The organism is Nostoc sp. S13, from assembly GCF_029379315.1.
Classification (GTDB): domain Bacteria; phylum Cyanobacteriota; class Cyanobacteriia; order Cyanobacteriales; family Nostocaceae; genus Nostoc.
Genome location: NZ_JAQYWQ010000033.1, coordinates 38,351 through 58,253 on the forward strand (window position 1 = coordinate 38,351; position 19,903 = coordinate 58,253).

At 42.8% G+C, this 19,903-nt stretch carries 18 protein-coding genes, 1 tRNA gene and 2 pseudogenes; 14 read left to right on the plus strand and 7 right to left on the minus strand.

Annotated features, from left to right (window positions below; all coding sequences use genetic code 11):
- Nucleotides 1-14 precede the first annotated feature (14 nt).
- Nucleotides 15-389, minus strand: coding sequence for an NINE protein (locus PUQ00_RS13025; protein ID WP_300416847.1), 375 nt, complete (start codon nucleotides 387-389; stop codon nucleotides 15-17).
- Nucleotides 390-694: 305 nt separating this feature from the next.
- Here PUQ00_RS13025 and PUQ00_RS13030 point away from each other — a divergent pair, with 305 nt between their 5' ends.
- Entirely contained in the window at nucleotides 695-1,018 is a 324-nt protein-coding gene (locus tag PUQ00_RS13030) for a DUF1825 family protein (protein WP_300416850.1), read from the plus strand.
- A gap of 78 nt (nucleotides 1,019-1,096) precedes the next feature.
- Here the strand turns inward: PUQ00_RS13030 and PUQ00_RS13035 are convergent, their stop codons facing one another.
- Nucleotides 1,097-3,022, minus strand: a complete 1,926-nt coding sequence (locus PUQ00_RS13035; RefSeq protein WP_300416852.1) for a transglycosylase domain-containing protein — start codon at nucleotides 3,020-3,022, stop codon at nucleotides 1,097-1,099.
- Between the two features lie 173 nt (nucleotides 3,023-3,195).
- On the opposite strand from PUQ00_RS13035, the gene tyrS reads away from it, so the two are divergent.
- From tyrS to gmk, 6 genes and pseudogenes are all read left to right on the plus strand, one after another.
- Nucleotides 3,196-4,383 carry a tyrosine--tRNA ligase gene (gene tyrS, locus PUQ00_RS13040; RefSeq protein WP_300416896.1) on the plus strand — a complete coding sequence of 396 codons (1,188 nt, stop codon included), beginning with the start codon at nucleotides 3,196-3,198 and terminating at the stop codon, nucleotides 4,381-4,383.
- A gap of 35 nt (nucleotides 4,384-4,418) precedes the next feature.
- Nucleotides 4,419-5,138 carry an orotidine-5'-phosphate decarboxylase gene (gene pyrF / locus PUQ00_RS13045; RefSeq protein WP_300416855.1) on the plus strand — a complete coding sequence of 240 codons (720 nt, stop codon included), beginning with the start codon at nucleotides 4,419-4,421 and terminating at the stop codon, nucleotides 5,136-5,138.
- Complete coding sequence (locus PUQ00_RS13050; protein ID WP_300416858.1) at nucleotides 5,135-5,821, plus strand: hypothetical protein; 687 nt, start codon at nucleotides 5,135-5,137, stop codon at nucleotides 5,819-5,821. Before pyrF ends, PUQ00_RS13050 begins: the two co-directional genes overlap by 4 nt.
- Before the next feature lie 641 nt (nucleotides 5,822-6,462).
- Nucleotides 6,463-7,251: pseudogene (locus PUQ00_RS13055) on the plus strand (serine/threonine-protein kinase); the annotation flags it as partial.
- Nucleotides 7,252-7,624: 373 nt separating this feature from the next.
- Complete coding sequence (gene remA, locus PUQ00_RS13060) at nucleotides 7,625-7,891, plus strand: extracellular matrix/biofilm regulator RemA (RefSeq protein ID WP_073639751.1); 267 nt, start codon at nucleotides 7,625-7,627, stop codon at nucleotides 7,889-7,891.
- A 166-nt stretch (nucleotides 7,892-8,057) separates the two neighbouring features.
- The gene (gmk, locus tag PUQ00_RS13065) at nucleotides 8,058-8,657 is read left to right on the plus strand and encodes a guanylate kinase (protein WP_300416899.1); all 600 of its coding nucleotides are present in this window, start codon (nucleotides 8,058-8,060) and stop codon (nucleotides 8,655-8,657) included.
- An 85-nt stretch (nucleotides 8,658-8,742) separates the two neighbouring features.
- Here gmk and PUQ00_RS13070 read toward each other — a convergent pair whose 3' ends face one another.
- The 3 genes from PUQ00_RS13070 to PUQ00_RS13080 form a co-directional block, all read right to left on the minus strand.
- Nucleotides 8,743-9,264 (minus strand): photosystem I reaction center protein subunit XI, encoded by a 522-nt coding sequence (locus tag PUQ00_RS13070; protein WP_300416869.1) that lies wholly within the window; start codon nucleotides 9,262-9,264, stop codon nucleotides 8,743-8,745.
- Between the two features lie 408 nt (nucleotides 9,265-9,672).
- On the minus strand, nucleotides 9,673-9,822 hold the full coding sequence (gene psaJ / locus PUQ00_RS13075) for a photosystem I reaction center subunit IX (RefSeq protein ID WP_094339707.1): 150 nt from the start codon (nucleotides 9,820-9,822) through the stop codon (nucleotides 9,673-9,675).
- Between the two features lie 40 nt (nucleotides 9,823-9,862).
- A complete protein-coding gene (locus PUQ00_RS13080) occupies nucleotides 9,863-10,357 on the minus strand; it encodes a Photosystem I reaction center subunit III (protein WP_300416875.1) in 495 nt (164 codons plus the stop codon).
- Nucleotides 10,358-10,662: 305 nt separating this feature from the next.
- On the opposite strand from PUQ00_RS13080, the gene tsaD reads away from it, so the two are divergent.
- Nucleotides 10,663-11,712, plus strand: a complete 1,050-nt coding sequence (gene tsaD / locus PUQ00_RS13085) for a tRNA (adenosine(37)-N6)-threonylcarbamoyltransferase complex transferase subunit TsaD (RefSeq protein WP_300416877.1) — start codon at nucleotides 10,663-10,665, stop codon at nucleotides 11,710-11,712.
- Between the two features lie 249 nt (nucleotides 11,713-11,961).
- On the opposite strand, the gene PUQ00_RS13090 is transcribed toward tsaD, so the two are convergent.
- Both PUQ00_RS13090 and PUQ00_RS13095 read right to left on the minus strand, forming a co-directional pair.
- The gene (locus tag PUQ00_RS13090) at nucleotides 11,962-12,873 is read right to left on the minus strand and encodes an alpha/beta hydrolase (RefSeq protein ID WP_300416880.1); all 912 of its coding nucleotides are present in this window, start codon (nucleotides 12,871-12,873) and stop codon (nucleotides 11,962-11,964) included.
- A 116-nt stretch (nucleotides 12,874-12,989) separates the two neighbouring features.
- Entirely contained in the window at nucleotides 12,990-13,709 is a 720-nt protein-coding gene (locus PUQ00_RS13095; RefSeq protein ID WP_300416882.1) for a hypothetical protein, read from the minus strand.
- Nucleotides 13,710-14,138: 429 nt separating this feature from the next.
- Here PUQ00_RS13095 and PUQ00_RS13100 point away from each other — a divergent pair, with 429 nt between their 5' ends.
- The 6 genes and pseudogenes from PUQ00_RS13100 to PUQ00_RS13125 all read left to right on the plus strand — a co-directional run bounded on the left by PUQ00_RS13100 (nucleotide 14,139) and on the right by PUQ00_RS13125 (nucleotide 19,842).
- Complete coding sequence (locus PUQ00_RS13100; RefSeq protein WP_300416885.1) at nucleotides 14,139-14,690, plus strand: GNAT family N-acetyltransferase; 552 nt, start codon at nucleotides 14,139-14,141, stop codon at nucleotides 14,688-14,690.
- Between the two features lie 299 nt (nucleotides 14,691-14,989).
- A tRNA-Pro gene (locus tag PUQ00_RS13105) sits at nucleotides 14,990-15,063 on the plus strand.
- A gap of 730 nt (nucleotides 15,064-15,793) precedes the next feature.
- Entirely contained in the window at nucleotides 15,794-16,612 is an 819-nt protein-coding gene (locus PUQ00_RS13110) for a Tic22 family protein (RefSeq protein WP_300416888.1), read from the plus strand.
- Nucleotides 16,613-16,637: 25 nt separating this feature from the next.
- Nucleotides 16,638-17,525 carry a peptide chain release factor N(5)-glutamine methyltransferase gene (gene prmC / locus PUQ00_RS13115; protein ID WP_300416891.1) on the plus strand — a complete coding sequence of 296 codons (888 nt, stop codon included), beginning with the start codon at nucleotides 16,638-16,640 and terminating at the stop codon, nucleotides 17,523-17,525.
- A 1,423-nt stretch (nucleotides 17,526-18,948) separates the two neighbouring features.
- Nucleotides 18,949-19,413, plus strand: a pseudogene (locus tag PUQ00_RS13120) (AMP-binding protein); the annotation flags it as partial.
- A gap of 237 nt (nucleotides 19,414-19,650) precedes the next feature.
- Complete coding sequence (locus PUQ00_RS13125; protein ID WP_300416902.1) at nucleotides 19,651-19,842, plus strand: hypothetical protein; 192 nt, start codon at nucleotides 19,651-19,653, stop codon at nucleotides 19,840-19,842.
- Nucleotides 19,843-19,903 lie beyond the last annotated feature (61 nt).

The following is a 19,903-nucleotide window of genomic DNA, read 5'->3' on the forward strand; positions in this document are numbered from 1 at the left end:
GATTGTTGCTTACCTCAAGAAATCTGGTCTAACAATTGGCGGCGCTTTTGCTCAAATTCATATTCTGAGATCAGTCCATCCTGGCGCAGAGCATCTAATTCACGCAAAGCGTCAGCGATCGCTCCTACCTGATTACTCACCCGTTGGGAGTTTCTTGGCCCTGACTTCCCTAGATTAAAATTGCGATCGAAAGCTTCTTCGTCTTGGGCTAAGTACCAAACTCCCTCAATAGCACTAGCTACCTTGGGGATAGGCGTCCAGGAAAGCAATATATACAAAACACCCCACACCGGCTGTCCCAGATAGAATTTATGTAATCCTGAAATTGTCAGTGTGCCAGAAAAAGCTAAAACAGCGGCGACACTTCGGCTTTTGCGCTTAGTTAACATATTCCTAACAAATATACCAGTACTACAGTTCCGACAATAAGACAGCCAAAAGGCATATTAAACAATTCAAAATTCAACCTGGTGAAAACACTAATTCTAAATCAATGGCTAAAGCTGTGAGTATTGTCGGCTTTATTAAATCGGTTTAGCGAGGTGAAACGTTCTCAAGTCAAGTGTTGAAATTTCGGTAACAAACCGTACTAAAACCGAAGCTTCGTGACTAGATTACTCCCCTAGACTAAAATAAAAATAGAAGTAAAACTATTAAGCTACTGAGTCTGGGCACTCAGTTTAATATAAGCAATATGGGATTCTTCGATTCTGAAATAGTTCAGCAAGAAGCAAAACAGCTGTTTGAGGATTATCAAGCGCTGATCAAGCTTGGCAACGGCTACGGCAAATTTGACCGCGATGGCAAAAAGCTGTTTATTGAGCAAATGGAAACCATGATGGATCGGTATCGCATCTTTATGAAGCGGTTCGAGCTATCAGAAGATTTCATGGCACAAATAACAGTAGAACAACTGAAAACGCAATTAGGTCAGTTCGGTGTAACCCCGCAACAAATGTTTGATCAAATGCACCTCACTTTAGAACGGATGAAAGCCGAGCTAGAAAAACAGCCCTAGTCAATTTTAGATTTTGAATTTTGGATTTTGGATTGGCAATTAATCCAAAATCCAAAATCTAAAATCTAAAATCTAAAATTATTGTGACTTGGGACGAGAAAACTGGGAAGGTGGCTTGAAGTTTTCTACTGGTACTTTCTTAAGTGCCTTCTGCATAAAATCTTTCCAAATGGGAGCAACCAAAACACCACCTGTGGCATGGTCAGCTAATTGTCTGCTGTCGTCTCTCCCTACCCAGACAGCAGTTGTTAACTGTGGCACAGTACCAACAAACCAAATATCCTTTTCTGATGATGTTGTTCCGGTCTTTCCTGCGGCTGGGCGACCGATCGCAGCGCCTTTACCTGTACCTTCAGTGATTACCGATCGCATCACATCGATAATGGCTGCTGATGCCCAAGGATCGAGAACTAGCTGGGGTTTGGGGGTGTTGTCTAGCAACACGTTACCACTACTATCGGTGACGCGGGCAATTACAGTTGGTGGAGATTGCCAGCCATAATTAGCAAAGGTAGCATAGGCACTAGCCATTTCCAGAGGGGTGACACCAATTGCACCAAGTGGCAAAGAAGACACAGGTTCCATCGGACTCATAATCCCCAAGGTACGGCAGGTTTCTATGACTCTATTCATCCCCACAGCCTTACCAACTTTGATCACGGGAATGTTGCGCGATTGGGCTATAGCTGTGCGGATTGGCATCTCTCCCCTAAAAGTACCATCATAATTTCTGGGAAAGTACCAACCGTTACCATCTCGATAGCTAACTGGGGCATCTAATACCGTTGAGTCCGGCGTATATTTACCACTAGCAAAAGCAGTATAATATACAAACGGTTTAAAAGAAGATCCGGGCTGGCGTTGAGATTGAGTTGCACGATTGAATTCACTGGTCTTAGAATCTATACCACCTACCAGGGCTTTGATAAAATGTGTGCGCGGATCAATTGCCACCAGGGCCATTTGATTCTTAGATAATCCCTGCTCTAGTAGTGATTTATGCCACTTACTGACAGTTTCTTCTGCCATGATTTGGAAGTCGGCATCAACTGTAGTTTGAACTCGCATCCCGCCTTTGAGTAGTGTTTCACGCCCAAACTTCTTAGCTAACTCCTGCGCTACAGTATTGGTTACATAGGGTAGGGCACTACCTTGAAAGGATTTGATTTTACCAAGTTTGATTTGTTGCTTGAGGGCATCGTCGTACTCTGACTGGCTGATCCAGTTCAATTCCAGCATCCGTCCCAGGACTTCTTTTTGTTTCTGTTTTGCCAGCTTCATGCTCACAAACGGGCTGAATTCTTCTGGTGCTTGGATTAAACCCGCCATCATTGCCGACTCACCCAAGCTTAAATATTCTGCTGACTTATTAAAGTAACTGCGTGCCGCCGTTTGTACACCATAATTGTTATGACCCCAATAAACTTGATTGAGGTACATTTCAAAGATTTGGTCTTTATTGAGAATTTGCTCTAACCGGATTGCCAGCACTGCTTCTGCTAACTTGCGGGTAAAAGCCCGCTTGTGAGATAAAAACAGGTTTTTTACCAATTGCATAGTAACAGTAGAGCCACCCTCTCGGACTCCACCTGCTGCCGCGTTAACTACTACAGCCCGCCCAACGCCGACGGGGTTAATACCGTGGTGATCGTAGAAGTGGCTATCTTCACTTGCTAATACCGCCCGTTTGAGATTCGGGGAAATTCTATCTAGGGGTACGACTTCCCGGTTGGCTTCTCCGTGGATACTGGTTAAGAGTTTGCCCTTAACGTCATAAATGTAAGTTGTTTCTGAGGGAAAGAAGTTACGTAGCTGTCTCACATCTGGCAAATTACGGAAACTAATCGCTAAACCAACCAGTCCTCCGGCTACAATGGAACTTGCCAGCATGGTGATTGAAAGCAGAGTACCGCCAGTTACCTGACCGACTCCTTTCATAAACTCAAAACCTGATGAAGCCCGACGTTGTGGCTGCTTATCTTCAAAAGTCCTAGAAGACGACACGGCTATTACACTTCCTCACTTATAAATTTAACTGTAATTGATTGGGCGAAGCAAGACGGTTAATTTTTTGCAATTATAGTAGTTTGGCAGATGAGAAAGCGGATAAATTGCAAGTGTTTATAACCAACTTAACTTCTAGTGTGCAAAATATAGCTAACAGTGGATTTTCTAGTATGACACCAGATTTTGCTTGGCTGCGTCGTGGTGTAGTAGAAGTTTTCCCACAACCAGTTGATGTTAACAGTGAAAGTCTAGAAAAGCGCTTGGTAACTACAAACCAACCTTTGAGGATCAAATTGGGGATTGACCCTACGGGTACTGATATTCATCTCGGTCATAGCATACCGGTACGGAAACTGCGAGCGTTTCAAGATGCAGGTCATATAGCAGTTCTAATTATTGGCGATTTTACCGCACGCATTGGCGATCCGACTGGGAAATCTGAGGTGCGTCGTCAGCTGACAGAAGCAGATGTAGCTCAAAATGCTCAGACTTATCTTGACCAAGTACGTCCTATCTTGGATTTTGACACACCAGGAAGGTTAGAGGTGCGCTATAACTCCGAATGGCTCTCTGGGTTCAACTTAGAGAAAATTTTGGAGTTACTTTCCACGATGACGGTGGGGCAGATGTTGGCGAAGGAAGGATTTGCCGATCGCTATAAAAAAGAGAACCCGATTTTTATCCATGAGTTCCTATACCCCTTGATGCAAGGTTTTGATTCGGTTGCCGTTGAGGCAGATGTGGAATTGGGAGGGACTGATCAGAAATTTAACATTGCTGTAGGCAGAGATTTGCAGCGTCATTTTGGTCAAAAGCCCCAGTTTGGGATGCTGCTGCCGATTTTGATTGGCACGGATGGGGTGCAAAAAATGTCCAAGTCTTTAGGTAATTATATTGGTTTGTCGGAACATCCAGCAGAAAAGTATCAAAAGTTGCAAGGAGTTCCCGATCATTTGCTGTCACAGTATTTTGAACTGTTGACAGATTTACCTTTGGATAAACTGCCAGAAAATCCCCGCGATCGCCAAACACTCCTAGCATGGGAAATTGTCAAACAGTACGACGGCGAAACCTCAGCCCAAGAGGCGAAAGAAGCAGCCCAAAGCGGTGGAAAGGAAGGTGCCGTTCCAGAATTTTCTCTAGCTGGCGTGCCGCAGTTTCCGACTAAGTTAGCCTATATTCTCAGTGCCACTGGCTTGTGCAAAAGTACCAGCGAAGGAAAGCGGAAAATTCAAGAGGGTGGGGTGCGCTTAAATGGCGATCGCATTACCGATGTCGATATTACTTTTGCTGATCCTGCTGAGTTACAAGGTAAGGTTTTACAAGTTGGGAAAAATAAGTTTGTGCGTTTAGTTTAAATGGGGAGTAGGGAGTAGGGAATGGGGAATCGCAAATGAACACAGAACAACGAATTATTGTGGCTTTGGATGTGTCGGATGAACAAAGTGCGATCGCTCTTGTAGATCAACTTCCGCAAATCGGTTTCTGGAAAGTCGGCTTAGAGTTGTTTACCAGCACTGGGCCGAAAATTCTAGAAGTGTTAAAGTCCCGACAAAAGCGCATTTTCCTAGATTTAAAGTTTCACGACATCCCGAACACAGTCGCTGGCGCTTGTCGTAGTGCAGCTAAATATGGGGTGGATTTGTTAACAATTCATGCTGCCTCTGGTGAAGATGCCTTAAAAGCGGCAATAGAGGCGGCACAAGAAGGGGCTGCCCAAGCGGGTGTAAAACCGCCTAAGTTAATTGCTATCACTTTGTTAACGAGCATTTCTACTAGGCAGTTGGCCTTTGATTTAAAGATTCCCTTAGAATTACCAGAATACGCTCTAGAAATGGCATTGCTGGCTCAAGAGGCGGGATTGGATGGGGCAGTTTGTTCGCCCCAAGAAGTGGCACAGCTACGGCAAACTTGTGGAGATGACTTTTTGCTTGTTTGTCCGGGGGTTAGACCAACTTGGGCAGATAAAAGTGATCAAAAGCGATCGCTTACCCCAGCGCAAGCAATCATTGCTGGGGCAGATTATCTAGTGATTGGGCGGCCGATCACTACTGCTACTGAGCCTGAGTTAGCCTGGAAGAGGATTTCTGAGGAGTTAAGCACGGTGGCATGAAGCTAGGAGTCAGTGAGAAACTGGGAGAGAGAGTGCAGGGTGTAGGGGAGAAGAATCTTGCTTCTTGGCTCAGAAAGAAAAATTATAGTTGGCTTTTAGCTTGTGGCTTCTGGGTTTTAGTATCAAATAGCCTTGCTTATCCAGCGTTCTCGATAAATCTCACCTCTAAACCCTCTGCGATCGCAGAAAAGGAAAATGTCAACGGTGGGGCAAGGTCTTTGTGTTCTGAGCAAAATTTAGAAATATTAACTACACAGCTACTGAAAGATTTACCTAGTTATACTAATCGCGCTAGTCAACGCGCCCGCCGCCTCAGTAGAAGCAGTGATGTTTACAGTTATATGTTAGTGGCAGGAAGACCTGAGTTTACTCCTCTGCCCCTTAATCTTGAAGAATATAGTACAGATGCGCCTAAAAGTACTGCATCAGGAGTTGAGCAAGTTTTCTTTACTACTTTGGAGCGGCAGTACATAGGAAAGAAAGCCGTAGAATTACAGGAATTCCACTGGCTGTTGTTGACTAAAACTAAAAGTGGTTGGCGACTAGTGATGATGTTTTCTCAAATTGGTTCCCATTCAGCACAGCAACCACTATCCCCGCCACGCGATAGTAGTAACGGTACGGTTGCCCAAGGGGTTAAAGCTTGGTTACGCGATTGTCAAGCTGGAAGTGTGCGTCAATAAAACCTAATCCCCAATCTTCGTAAATTAGAAGAATATTAAATAATAGACCTCTTGTAAAAGTCCCAGAGGTGTGGGACAAGTAGCGGTAAATATAGTGAAGCTGACACTAGAAGCAAAGTAATACAAATTTACCTAAAACCGATATTTGTAGTATGCCAATGACAGAACTGAAACCCTTATTCTTTGGTTACAGCCTTCTCTAACAAGAAGTAAACAAGAACTGGATGATTTATCAAAATGCGACAATTGAAAAGCTTATACAGTAAGGCTTTCAGCCTATCTTGCACTTGGTGACAGCTTCGCTATATTTACCCCAAGGTGGACAGAAATCAGTGATAATTTTTTTTGACTCGCTAATGCCAAGCAACTGATAGCCTCTGGTTTATTAATCGCTGACCTAATTTACTCAATGTTGCTGTTAGCAGAGCGCGAGAATTGTTTATTCTGGTAGGGAATTTGACACGAATCTCTGAGGGTGGTTATACCAGAAAGTTGGTGGAATATATCAAGGAATTTGGTGAGATGCGATCATTTTAATGTAAGGGTAGCTGATAGACCTGCGGAATGTGGATTAAATATGATTATGAAATTACACAAATGGGAAGTGTATGTAATAAATCAAGTGAGATTTTGAAAAAGCTATGCTAGATCAGATGTTGATTGGTCGCTACGAAATTCAAAAACAACTGGGTAAAAATCCCGGTCGTAAAACTGTGTTGGCTATGGATCATCAAACTCAAGAATTAGTTGTGGTTAAGCTACTGACATTTAATGAAGACTTTGAATGGCAATCCTTAAAACTTTTTGAACGAGAAGCAGAAGTTTTAAAATCATTGGATCACCCCGCTATTCCTCGTTATCTCAATTACTTTGAGATTGAGCGCGGTTTTGCCCTAGTTCAAAGCTATATCAATGCTAGGTCACTTGAAGAACACGTCCAAGCGGGTAGAACTTTTAAAGAATTTTCAGTCAAACAGATTGCTATAGATATCTTAGAAATCCTTACTTATCTTCATAGTCGGCTACCTCCCGTCATTCACCGAGATATAAAACCTAGTAATATTCTTTTAACTGAGCAAACGGAGTACAGTTCTGCTAAGGTGTATCTGATAGATTTTGGCTCTGTTCAAACTGCTGTTAACATCCCTCAAGGAACAATCACGATAGTTGGAACTTACGGTTATATGCCGATGGAACAATTTGGTGGACAAACTGTTCCTGCATCCGATATTTACAGTTTAGGGGCAACTTTGATTTATCTGGTAACTGGGCGACATCCAACAGAGTTACCCCAAGATGATGGACGGATTGCTTATGAGCAAGTAGTCAATCTCAGCCCTGCATTGGCTAATTGGCTACAGTTGATGACTGAACCGAGCTTAAAACGACGACTAAAATCGGCTAAAGTAGCATTGGATGCACTGGAGCAGGTTAAAAAATCACAGGATGCGCTGGAGCAGGTTAAGAAATCACGTTTGGTTAGTCAATGGGAGGGTGAAGGTAGAGAAAAGGTTTTAAGGTGGTACATACACGAATAAAGTAGTTGTGCCGTTTCGGTTATCGTGTTGGCACTAGTATAAAAGCTATCTATTTAGTTTATGTATTTATTCAATAGCAAATACAGTAAACGTATCTTTAGGAATATTTTTAGGAAAAATAGTTAATAAATAGCTAAAAGAAGCAGAGATTATTTAAAAACCCAGATTGGCTTGAATTTGAGCGTTGTAACTCCCGTTTTTTGGCGATAACATGGAAAGAAGTTTATTTCAAGCTTTATCAAACCGCGTTTAGCGTCAGTTTTTTATGGACATTCAGTTAATCAACATCGGCTTTGGTAACATCGTGTCTGCCAACCGAGTAGTTGCCATTGTCAGTCCAGAGTCTGCCCCGATTAAGCGGATTATTACCGATGCACGGGACAGAGGTCAACTGATTGATGCAACTTACGGTCGTCGGACTAGAGCTGTAATTATTACCGATTCCAGCCACGTAATTTTGTCAGCGATTCAGCCGGAAACAGTAGCGAATCGCTTTGTGATTTCCCGCGATCATCAAACTGTAGATAATTGACTAGCAGTGGATTATTTCCACTCCTGTTTGCACCATATCGACCGTAGTATGTGAATTAGACAAGTTTTCTTTCACACTTGCTACAAATTCTTTAGTCACTAGTGGACTTGGCCAGGAGTACAAAACTAATGAATAATAATTATTGATTGATTCACAGGTTGAAGGGATGATGCCAGTTTTACCCATCCAGAGTAGTGCTACTACCCAAGAATGCTTACATTTAGGCAAGTTAATTGTTTTAACTGGCCCCAGTGGGGTCGGTAAAGGCACTTTAATGCGATCGCTCCTACAACGTCATTCGGAACTATATTATTCCGTATCCGTGACGACTCGTTCTCCACGTCCAGGGGAAATCGATGGCAAAAATTATTACTTTATTAGCCGCAGTAAGTTTGAACAATTAGTTACTGAAGGTGAATTTTTAGAATGGGCAGAATTTGCTGGTAACTATTACGGCACTCCGCGTGAAGCTGTGCTTAACCAAATTAATTCCGGTAAGTTGGTGGTGCTGGAAATTGAACTAGAAGGGGCAAGACAAATTCGTGCTTCTTTCTCCAGTGCCCTCAGAATTTTTATTTTACCGCCTTCCTTTGATGAATTAGAGAAACGAATACGCTCTCGTGGCCAAGACTCTGAAGAAGCGATCGCCCGTCGTTTACTCCGCGCCCAAGAAGAAATTCAAGCCGCAGATGAATTTGATATTCAAATCGTTAATGACGATTTGAAAACTGCTTTAAATGATATTGAAGCGGTTTTGTTTAAATAAGTTAGGAGCGGAGCCGGAGACGCTCCGCCTCCGGTTAAGAGTTAGAACTTATGAATTTAAACTCCTAACTGCTAACTCCTAGTAATTAACCAAATAGACCTTGAATTAGCGCCAGATTACTACTCAAAAAGTAAGCGACTACTGCACCACCAATACCACCAATCAAGAAAGAACTGGCGAAGTTGTTCCAGCTTTCTTTAGAGTTAAAAGCATCTGCCGGAGGTCTGGGTACGGTAACACTAGGAAGTGCTTTGGGCGGATTGCTATTGGCATACAGCGATAGGGCGCCGGTAAGAACAACAACCAAGCCAATGCCTCCCAGTAACCCAGCTAAGTTAGCGTTAGCTGTGTCCCGCAGTGGCCCCAATTTGGCAAAGGGGCCAAATAGCCAGTAACCATGAGCTGCTCCCACTTCTAGCGCACGTCTACCAGGGCTAAGACCTGGACGATAGGCAGGTAAGTTATTAATGAACCACTTGCTCAAGGGAGAAGAATTAACCGGAGTTTCTAGGTTGCCAATTTGCGGATCGCCGAATGCGGGAAAAACAACTTCCCGATTTCTGGGATCACTGGGAAGATTCTTTGATGCATCTACTGCTTGTGCCATATTTTATGTTCGCCTCTAAATTAAAATGGTGGCATTTTCATATTAATAATAATTGTGGCTAAAGATGTCTTTTGGCTGGGAAGTTTAGAAAAATTAATTTAGCTAGTTTTCAGAGTGTGAAACTCGCGATCTGTAAACAGAATCACGAGTTTCAAAAAACTATTTTGCTACCTATTTTGGTGATAATTCTGCCTAAATAAGCTGAATAGATCAACTACACAATATTAAGCAAAAAGCAAGATATTCAACTGTCCTAAATCCCATTTGACCAACAATTTTAGATTTTGGGTCGCACCTTTGGTGCGCTTCCAGCGCAACTTGGATTAAAAGAATTTTTCGGTTCATACCCGATCCCTTGTGGGCAGTGTCAATCCAAAATTGCAAATCTAATCCAAAATTGTTTGACACTTATGGCAGTGGGTGGAAAAGCAGGTCGGGGAAAAAGCGGTTGAATTCAATCAAGATGCCTGCTGTAATAGTCAGCCAGATGGTAGCTGCTACGGGCGCTGTGGAAATGAATTTAATCAAATAAGCTGATTGGTCGCCTTTGTCTGCCATGAATTTAGTCTCCAAAACAAAACGAATTAGTTAAGCTGATTTAGCGGGGGGAAATGGGAATTTCTGAATCCTTGGCTGCTAATTTGCCAGAGAGAAGTTCTTGGACTGCTGCTGCGGGCCAAGCAAAGCCTGTGGCGATGATGGGTAGTGCCAAACCAAGATCGATTTGGACTTCTTTTAGTTCAGTGTCAGATTCCTTTTTGATTGCTTGCAGATAGGCACGACCTACCCAACCAATCCAACCAGCAATATATAAAAACAGAATGCTAGGGATCAGGAAGTCACCAGCATGATCCAGACGACTATCAACAATTAAGTGAGGGTATCCCTCAGGGCCGCACAGCGCCTGAGAATAACGCTCAAACCGCTTTTTCCCGGATTCGGGGTCAGCAGTGGTATTACGGGCATTAGCTGCTAGCTCTTGGAAAGCGGGAGTGTCCTTGCACGGTGTCAAATTAGCCCCTAAAGCTTTTGCTGGGGGGGCAAAATTGAACCAAAGACAAATCGCTAACATCAAAGCAAACAATCGTCGCATAGAGTTGTTTCCTTTTATTACAAAACAAAAAGTTCTTTGTACAAAACGAAGCGGCTTGTACAGTTTGTTTATTTGCATAACTAGGAAGTCATCATACTCTTGGGTGGGAACCGAGTAAAGTTTAAGTAAATAAAAGTTAAAGCTTCTCAACCAAAATAGAGTGTTGAGTGCCCAGTTAGAGCGCCGAGTATAAGAATTGTTGTTGTAGGGTAGTAAAGAAGCAACATTTTTTCTTTATTACTCAGGACTCCAGACTCAGCACGGGCTAAACCCTAGCTATCCGCTAACAGTACTCATTACTCTCAATGGCAACCGTTTTAGCAATAGAAACAAGCTGTGATGAAACTGCCGTCGCAATTGTTAACAATCGTGAAGTTTACAGCAGTATCGTCGCCTCGCAAATTCCAGTCCATCAACAGTATGGTGGGGTAGTGCCAGAAGTCGCGTCTCGCCAGCACTTGGAAACAATCAATGAAGCGATCGCTCAAGCCTTAGAGCAAGCCCAACTAGACTGGGGAAAAATTGACGCAATTGCCGCCACTTGTGCACCTGGACTCGTAGGAGCGCTGTTAGTGGGGTTAACTGCTGCCAAAACCCTGGCAATGGTACACAAAAAGCCATTTTTGGGAGTTCATCACCTCGAAGGTCACATTTACGCAACTTACTTGAGTGAATCAACTTTAAATCCCCCTTTCTTGAGTTTATTAGTTTCTGGCGGACATACAAGCTTGATTTATGTCAAAGATTGTGGTATGTACGAAACATTAGGACAAACCCGTGATGATGCTGCGGGTGAAGCCTTTGATAAAGTGGCGCGATTGTTAAAACTGGGTTATCCCGGTGGACCGATGATTGACAAGTTGGCACAACAGGGCAATCCCCAAGCCTTTGCCCTACCAGAAGGAAAAGTTTCTCTAGCGGGCGGGGGGTTTCATCGTTATGATACGAGTTTTAGTGGGTTAAAAACGGCTGTATTACGTTTAGTGCAGCAGTTAGAGAAAGATGGTGGACAAGTACCAGTGGCAGATGTAGCAGCTAGCTTTCAGGAAACCGTGGCGCGATCGCTAACCAAAAGAGCGATCGCCTGTGCCCTAGACTATGGTTTAGACACAATTGCCGTTGGTGGCGGTGTAGCAGCTAATAGCGGGTTGAGAAAAAATCTCCAAGCCGCCGCCGTTGAACATAACCTACGCGTCCTATTCCCCCCTCTGAAATTCTGTACCGATAACGCCGCCATGATCGGCTGTGCCGCCTCTGACCATCTATCCTGTGGTCATACATCCCCCATCACACTGGGCGTTGAGTCTAGGTTAGCGCTTACCCAGGTGATGAAGTTGTATGAACCTTTTGAGTAGTCATTTGTCATTTGTCCTTTGTAATTTGTTAGTTGTAACTCAATACACTTGGGTTAACGCTTAACTCTTTGTCAAAGTCAATTTTTTAACGTAGATACAAAGGGGCTTGCCGCAGGCTACCACCATCTCTATGAGAGGCTTGCGCCAACCGCAGCGTCTAGCAGAGAAGGAAGAAATGCTTAACTGAACTGTATTGAGTTATAACCACCAATGCCCAATGCCCAATGCCCAATGCCCAATGCCCAATAACTATAGACTTTTGACTATTGACCGAATGTGATCAGCCACTGCATCCGGCTGTTCCAACATTGCCAGGTGTCCACAATCAGGAATTTCCAAAACATTGTCACCAGAATATTGGAACAGTCTGTGAAAGCTAGCTAAATGGCGTACATACTTGGGTTCCATAACCTTATCTTCGGCACCAGCCAAAAAATAAACTGGCTGCTTCAATTGGGATACTAGCTCAGGTAAACGATTGATTTCTTCTTCAGTTGTGGAGTCTAACAAAGCTCCCAGAGCCGCTTCTGGGTCAGCCACAACGAAATCAATCAGCCGTTGACGTGCCCAATAGCGCTCCAAAGGACGTGCCACACTGGCTCTAGTAAACAGCAAATCAATCAAAGGCAGTTGAGACAGCCAACGCGGGCGGACTTGCAAAAATTTCTGACCCGCCGAGCGAAACTGCTCAAAGGCTTCTTTAAGGTAAATACCACCGCCAGCGTTGATACAGATAACTCCTTTAATACACTCAGGTATTTGATCTGCTCCCCAAAGAGCGATCGTGCCTCCCAAAGAGTGACCAATTAGCCAAGCACTGGTAATATTCAGCTGTTTCAGGAGAATTGCTAAATCCTGAGCATAAGCAGCAGGAGTATAAAGAGAATCGAAAGGTGAGCCAACCACACTACTGGAGATGAGCGTAAGACTCAGAGACGTTTGTGCCCGACTAAAATCGGTTTTTACCTGGGACTGGGATTCACCAAAACCCCGCAAATCATAGGAAAGGCACTGCAAATCATCTGATAGGCGAGAAATCACAGGTTGCCAATATCCACGGCTATTAAGCCAACCGTGGATAAATACTAAAGCATTGGGGCAGGAAGTGGGAGCCGTTAGCTCGTATGCGTGTGGAACGCCCAAGATTTCGATAGTTGCCATACTTATATCGTACCCCGAAGGAGAGGTGCGACTAAATACGGAATAAGAAGAGAGTTAGAAGTGAAGAGTGAGGAATTGTTAATTTTTAACTCATAACTCATAACTCATAACTTTTATTATTTACCCAGCAGCCTCTGTCCCACTCCTTCAGCAATTTTGTGACCGAGATATTCAGGAATGAGGCTTTCATTTGGCCCCAACAAGTAAAGAATTAGCCGTGTACGTCCGCGCCAAACCAGTAAATTGGCATTGACTACCAGCAGGTCTTCCTGCCAGATGGCATACATTACTTTGTAAAATAATCCTGGTTGATTATCGGCTTCAATCACTAGGGCAGGGAGATGAAAGACCGGATCGACATAGAACTCAGTTTGTACCTGCTCTAAACCAGTATCAAGATTGAATTCTACTGCCAGCATCTCTTCTACCTCAAACCGACCTCCTAAAGCCTCACGAATGGCGCGACAGACATTTTCTGCGGTTTTCTCGGTCAAGGCTTTACTACCACGAGACACCAATAGTTTGATAAAAACTAACATTGGCGGACGGATTTGACCGTATAGACTTAGACCGTGGACAGTCAACCCATAAGCTGCTAGTACACCAAAAATATCGCTGAGGAGAAAAGACTGGTTGCGGTAAGCAAAATGCAAGGCACTTTTACTACCTTCCGGTTTCAGTTCAATAACAGCGCGTCTAGTTTTATAGAGACGGTAGGCTAACCGTAAATTTTGCAGTTGAATCTCACTGCTGACGAATTGCTCATAAAACTGGGGAAACGCTCGGTTAAAGCGCTTTAGGAGTTCCAGTGTTGAAGATTTTAAACCAGAAGCCATTGTTAAGGGTAAGACTCGCTTGCTTTCGTCACCTGGGTGTTGGGAACTGGGGGACTAAGTAGTGCTGTTAAGAAACTGTTTTGCCCCATACCCAATCCCTTGTATACAATTCACTCCTAAGCTAACGTGCATTTAAGCTCTATACGAGTAATTGCCAGGATTAGGTTTTTCTATTTTGAATGCGTGAATTTTGAATTGCTTATATCCTTACCCTTTTGGTGAATTTCTCCTAGCCTTTACAACAAAATGCTAAAGTTGAAAATGATTGGTGTGAAACACGCTCTAACTGGCTGTTGCCATTGCAAATCCCGAAAGCAACCGAAAAAATTTGAGTGTCAGGGGTAGTAAATGGAAGTAGCTATGTTAAACGTGAATCAACGCTCCTGAGAGTGGAAACCAATTTAGTTATACTACCCGAACCACGTTGGCATGGGTTTTTGGAAAACTTGGTTTAGTACTCCTGAATCTGTAGCGACAACTAGGACAAACCCCTTTGAAGAGCATACAGCGCAAACTGTGGGCAACTCCAACCCCAGCAGCATTAGCGAAGCTTCTTCAAAGGATGCTCGCATCGTCTTCAGCACGGAGCGAGACATTGACCTATATGAGCTAGAAGAACTCTGTGATGCAGTTGGTTGGTCGCGTCGTCCTCTAAGAAAAGTGAAAAAAGCTATTGAGCATAGTTTTCTTGTCGCCTCAATGTGGCAGGTGAGAGGAAACCAAAAGCGGCTCATTGGTTTTGCCCGCGCTACCTCAGATCACGCGTTTAATGCCACTATTTGGGATGTGGTGGTTCACCCAGACTTTCAAAGTCAAGGACTGGGCAAGGCACTGATGAAATACGTTCTCAAAAAACTTAGGAGTGAAGAAATTAGTAATGTCACTCTCTTCGCCGACCCCCATGTTGTAGATTTCTACCGAACTATGGGGTTTATGGCTGATCCTGAAGGTATCAAAGGCATGTTCTGGTATCCTCACTAGCGCTCAATCAAAATAAAAGCCGATTCGCACAAGAAAATCAGGTATAATAGCAAAAATCTATTATTTTAATCTGGTTTTGCAAGGTTCAGCCGACGAACGAACAAGTATATCTCTTGTAAAACTAAGTCGGCAAAAAACCTTTATCAGTGTAAGATTCTAATCAATATTGTTTTTGCAAAAGATGAAAAAGATTAGGCATAAGCCGTGTTATGTGATATGATTGAATTAATGCTTTTGCGAAAGCCCAATCGCTTTGATGGTAAGTGCAAACCAAACCAAAAAAAGTAGATAAATCTCACCGGGATGTAGCGCAGCTTGGTAGCGCGCCTGCTTTGGGAGCAGGATGCCGCAGGTTCAAATCCTGTCATCCCGATTTAAATAATATAGTTAACAGTTTTTTTACTTTGCCAAGATGTGCAATTTAATTGCATATTTTTACAGAGAAGAACAATTAGGCTGTTCTGCTGTTGGGTTGGCTGTTAAACCTAACAGGCAAATTTCGTACTTAAGTGACACTTAGCTCTGTATAGATTTGAGAAGAGATTAAACCAATCGCAGATGGAACGATTGATTAAGTAATAGCGTCACCCGATATTAGAAAAAGCCGATAAAATGGCGTTTATCATCTCCAATGTCCCAGAGATAAAGAGACTTTTCAGTGTTTGAGAAGACATATAGTACTCATATTTGATTTTTGAACAACTAAGCGCTTAGAAGCTTGACATACAAAGCTTTCCTTGGCAGTATACTGAGCAAGATTCAAGTAGGATTCCTATATAATAGGCATCTACCGTATTTCCCGGTGAATAGCCAAATGAAACCGAGAAATACACAACCTTAGCATAGTCAATTTGTGAAAACGATACTATAGCAATCTTAAATAGTTGCGGAATATTATATTTTGACCGTTGACCCTCCGGGTTCGGCAGTCCCTCTTTGTTGGAAGAACAAGACCGGGCTGCCTCACGGTTAACACTCAACCTCAACGCGCACAATTAATTTTTCACAACTGAAATATATTGCTATATAACTAAAGCTAGTTGGTGCTGTGCAAATCCAACCATTTGTTTAATTTAATTGGATTATTGATGCGAGGAGCAGTCATGAAATCATTTATCCGCTTGGGCGCAACATTGGGTATAGCTAGCAGTATATTTTTGGCGGGACTTTCAGGAATAGGCAATCTACCAGGAATAGGCAATCTAGAAGCGATCGCGTTGCCACAAAATGAGGTAGTGAAAAAACTCCAAGAAGTACCTGTATTCACGCTCACCAATCCTAAAGGGGAATTCGTAGTTCTGTCGAGGAACAACGCATCCAAGCCGATCTCGCAAGTGGGATTTTTTATTAGCAAGCAAGATGCTCAAAAATTCCTTGACAATCGGCTCAAAAAAGAAAACCCCCAGTTGGCAAGCACGCTACAAGTGAGACCTTTGTCCTTGGCAGACTACTATAAAATAGTCCAAGAAAGCAAAAAGAAATCAGACTCTGTAATTTATACTTTAGTGCCGACACAACAACAGGTAGCTTCGGCAACAAGTATGCTGAATCAAAATGGTAAAAAAGGGCAGCAATTCAATGGTATTCCCTTATTTGTACCTAAATTTAAGAAAGATAATAGCTATCTGACCATTCCGGTTCCAAAAGGCAACGAGCGATTAATCCCATTCTTTTTTGAAAAAGAACAAGCAGTGGCTCTGTTAGACCAATTCAAAAAAGCCGTGCCAAAGGAAGCAGACAACACTGAGATTCAGGTGGTAGATTTGTACGGTGTTCTAGAGGCTCTCAATAGCAGCAACGATCCTGGTATAAATAAAATTATTCTGTATCCATCGCGGGAGTCGATCAATTTTATTCGATCGCTTGCGCCGAATCAATCACCAGCTGCCAACCCTGCTCCTGCGGCCGCTCCGAAAAAATAACGGATATGCACTCCAAGGTTGAGGCATGGAAGAGAAACATCTGATAGTTTCTGGTTTACAACTTTGGCAGTGGCGGAATGCAGCGATTAAAGCAGCAGGAGCCACTGATGTCCCACCAACTGAGGTAGATTGGCTACTCCTAGAAGTGGCTGGGTTAGACCGCTTGGCACTGCGTTTGGAGTCTTTCAAAAACTGGCCGCAAATTCAGCTGCAATTGCCGCTAGAAGAGTTAGACCAGTTATGGCAGAGACGATTAAATGACCGCTTACCAGTGCAGTATATTGCGGGAGCTACACCTTGGCGTCAGTTTCAAATCGCGGTGTCGAGTGCGGTTTTGATTCCCAGACCAGAAACAGAGTCCTTAATTGATTTAGCAGCAGATGCTAGTAATACTTCAGGACACTGGGCAGATTTAGGTACTGGGAGTGGAGCGATCGCACTGGGACTAGCAGATGTCTTGCCAAAAGCAACAATTCATGCAGTTGATTACAGTTTAGAAGCTCTGGCGATCGCCCAAACTAACGCCGATAATTTGGGTTTTGCTGACCGGATTAAATTTTATCAAGGTTCTTGGTGGGAGCCACTGGCATTTCTCAAAGGTCAGTTCAGTGGTATGGTATCGAACCCCCCTTACATACCCACCAGCACCTTACCTACTTTGCAACCAGAAGTAGTTAACCATGAACCACATCTAGCTTTAGATGGTGGCGCTGATGGCTTAGATTGCATTCGCCATTTGATAGAAATATCCCCTAGTTATTTGCAACCGGGTGGGGTGTGGTTAATTGAGATGATGGCAGGACAAGCGGATGCAGTGCGAGAACTTTTGCAAAATCAAGGTAGCTATTGTAAAATTCAAATTCACGCTGATTTAGCTGGAATTGAACGCTTCGCCCTAGCTTATAGAAGTTAGGGTTTCCCTTGCTCAGTTTGGCTATCTCCGTCTGTTTGAGCCATTCCAATATCGCTGGAATATCATCAATTGCAAGAGAACTTATTTCGACTATTTCCCCCATACCCGCACCCGAATCAATAGACATCTCCATAAATTAAATATGCGTTATCTAGAACCCTTGTAGAGACGCGAAGTTTCGCGTCTCTACATTCTTTTTCGGAGATGTCTAATCAGCTACTTCCTAGACTACCTTGATTCCTGAAGCGTAATGCAATTGGTTTAGAAAATACCCCGATTTTTCCTCAAGGCATTAATTTATCTTGCCATCTTCAAATGATCTGACGTACAGATATTGACATGATCTCTGCTATTAGTGAAGTGTCCAGGGTAGCACAAACAATCGGCAATTCGTCGCAACCAATTAATTATGTGCTTGTTATATATTTAGCGAGATTCTGCATCTATATCTACCTATATATTTTTATCTAAACATTTTGTTTAACTGATTTTATCGAACAGAATAAAGGTGCCAGGAGTCAGAATACAGGAAAGGTATTCTGTACAACTGGTGGATGAATAATCGGGTTTAAGACCCCCACAAAATTTTCTTGTTTTGTGGTCAATAAGAAAGTCGCGGGTCTGAATCCCCGACTGATTGATTCTGACGAATGTATTATGACTCCTGAATTCTTCTTCAATTAGCTTTTATTGATTGACAACAAAAACAAACAATGATAGCTTTAATCTCGGATTAAAAATTACTTTTAATCCAAATAAATTTCCAACACATCTAAAAAGATTTAGATATTGGTACGTTTAGAGCATAGGAAAAACTTTTTGTGACTAATCTTTTCTTAGATAATGGCATTTCTATTTATATGCCTTATCTTCCAGTTTAAATAATGTTTAAAGTTGAAAATTGGGTACAATATTGGCTAAATGCCACTCCTCGTTAAATTAATATTACACAGCAATCTTAAATGCTTTATAAAAGCCGAGAAGAAGTTAAGTTTCTCTGTTTTATGATGCTCACACTTCAAATAAGATTGCTCTAGATAGAATCTTCAAAGTCAAAATAACACTAGTCTTTAGTAAAATTAGTTTTAGCAGTTTTCTTAGTGTGCAAGCACTTTGTAAGCTACTGCATATAGATAATGGGAAAAACTGCTAGCAAGAGAGCTTTTTTAAGCTAAAAATTGCTTGCTATTCTCAATACCTTCACCAAGAAGGTAGATATAGGTTATGTCAAAATAACGCAATTAAACTGCGTGATTGACTATTAGACAAAACCCATAATGAGAAAGTAGCGAAAAACGTATCTATTAAGCAGTTCATAATCTGATTCATGGAAGATATCTATTGCTTAAAAGACTTAAGCGGTTAATTTGTTTTGCTAAAAACAGAGAAATAAATGTAGGTTAGAGGTCACAATGTTAAGTAAGGGCCAGATTTTGCTTATGATCTGTGCGTTCGTAAGATTACTCCCGAACAGCTTTCTAGTCTTGACTTAAGCAGTTGGGAAGTGGCTTTCAATGGAGCCGAACCAGTCCGTGCCCAGACAATGAAGTTATTTGCTAGCTATTTCGCTCCTTGCGGTTTCCGTCGAGAAGCGTTTTACCCCTGCTACGGGATGGCTGAAGCGACTTTATTTGTTTCTGGAGGTTTGAAAACAGCTTCCCCCGTTTTGTGCCAAGTTGAAGGAGCAGCCCTTGAGGAAAATCGGGTGGTGGCTGCTGAATCTGGGGAAGGGAGTAAAACAATTGTGGGCTGTGGTCGCACCTGGTTAGATCAGAAAATCGCCATTGTCGATCGCGAATTTTTAACTCAGTGTCCCCCTGGCAAGGTGGGAGAGATTTGGGTGTCAGGTTCTTCTGTAGCTGGTGGCTATTGGAATCGACCAGAGCAACAATCAAAAATGATTACAAACAGTACAAAAGCGGTTTGCCGCAGCCACGATCATAATTCCTTTGATAGGTACATTGATAGCACTGAAATTTGCTTGGGATTTTGGAATTAGTCTCATGGAATTAGAACTGCTTTTACTCTTCTGGTTTCTAACTATGATTGGGGGGGTTACTGTCGGTAATCATCGACTTTTAGCTCTGCTGTTACTATTAGCACTGCCAAAGTCTTGACTACACGAGTGGCATTAGAGGTAACAAGCAAGATTTTTGAAGTCATGGGAACTCGTGCGGCTGCGACAAAATATCGCTTTGATCGCTTCTGGCGCAACGTCCGTACTCATACTCTGCATGATCCAGTTGCCTACAAAGTCCACGAAGTTGGTGACTGGGTACTCAATGAACAAATCCCACCCTTCACCATTTACACCTAAGCCGAATAAACATCTCCGAAAAAGAATGTAGAGACGCGAAATTTCGCGTCTCTACAAGGGT